Here is a 1,256-nt window from a genome sequence, read left to right on the forward strand (position 1 = left end):
GGCGGAGACAGGGCGTTTCATTAACCAAGACCCGATTGGGCTATTGGGTGGGGAGAATCTGTATCAGTTTGCACCGAATGCTCAGATTTGGATTGATTATTGGGGGCTTGCTCGTTTGACTTATCGTCATACAATAAAACCAGATAAAAAGACTAATATATCAGAACTGCGTAGGCAAATTAGAGGACAAATAAAGGCTATGAATAAAATTATTCAAGAAGAGGGTTTAATTGGATTAAAAGCGAGAATTAGGGCTTACAACGAAGATGTAGAAAAAGAAGGACGTAATTTTGTCAAAACATTAGGACCTGCTGGTGATTGTAAGGCATGGCTACATGAGCCGGATATGAGGACAGGAGGCAAGCCAATGGATGTAACGAAGGTAGGTGACAAACGTATAAACTCTATTTTGGGAGGACAAGCAGATAGAATAGCTAGGGATATATTAGAAATGCCTGACGAAACAACTAAAATTACGTATCAATTAAAATTGAAGAGGTAGATTGATTTAATATTTTTAACATTATATTTAAAGGAATTTAAGTATGAAAAGTATAGAACATTATAAAAAATTGGATGATGATGGCAAAATGGATTTTCTCGATAATTTTGATGGTAATCCGTCTGTAGAATTTTTGAATTATTTGGAAGAAGAGCTATTTTCTATAAATGTAGATGAATTTGTAAAAGTTGAAATATTAAAATTTTTATCTAGATTTCGGCATGATAATAGAGAAACAAAAGATAAAATAGTAAAACTAATAGTAGAAAAATACATAGATAATGAAGAGATGACCTTATCTATTGCAGCACAGATGTTAACGTTTTTTGATTTGGGGAAAGAAGATTTTAGAAAGATATCTAATTTCTTATTGGATAAAGAATATCAAAATATGGATATGATTGATTTAACATCTTCATTAATTAGATTATTATGTGCAAAAAGAAATAGAAGCAATGGTTCTGATGAGTATTTTCAGGAGCTAGAAAAAATAGATTCTTATAGAGATGATATAAAAACGTGGGCTAATTAACAAAAATTTATAGCAAGCCGTAGCCCGCACAAAACCTCCAATCCCAACGTAGGGTGCGTGCGGTACGCACGCACGCGGTTTCTATCTTTCAGACGACCTCAATACCTTCTTTGAGGTCGTCTGAACCATTTGCTCTTTAACAATCTCATTCGCCTACGACAAAGCCGGCAACCTGATCCAAAGCGCCGACCAAAGAAGCGGCGTCCTTCATTACGTTTACGA

The 1,256-nt window shown here is 35.0% G+C and carries 2 protein-coding genes; both read left to right on the top strand.

The genetic code is table 11. The features are described from left to right. A partial coding sequence (locus Q3O12_RS03690) for a polymorphic toxin type 15 domain-containing protein (protein WP_301669396.1) occupies positions 1-502 on the top strand: 502 nt, incomplete at its 5' end. 43 nt (positions 503-545) lie between these two features. Next, positions 546-1,034, top strand: a complete 489-nt coding sequence (locus Q3O12_RS03695; protein WP_025458151.1) for a hypothetical protein — start codon at positions 546-548, stop codon at positions 1,032-1,034. Positions 1,035-1,256: the final 222 nt, after the last annotated feature.

The organism is Neisseria benedictiae (assembly GCF_958267435.1).
GTDB classification, from domain to species: domain Bacteria; phylum Pseudomonadota; class Gammaproteobacteria; order Burkholderiales; family Neisseriaceae; genus Neisseria; species Neisseria bergeri.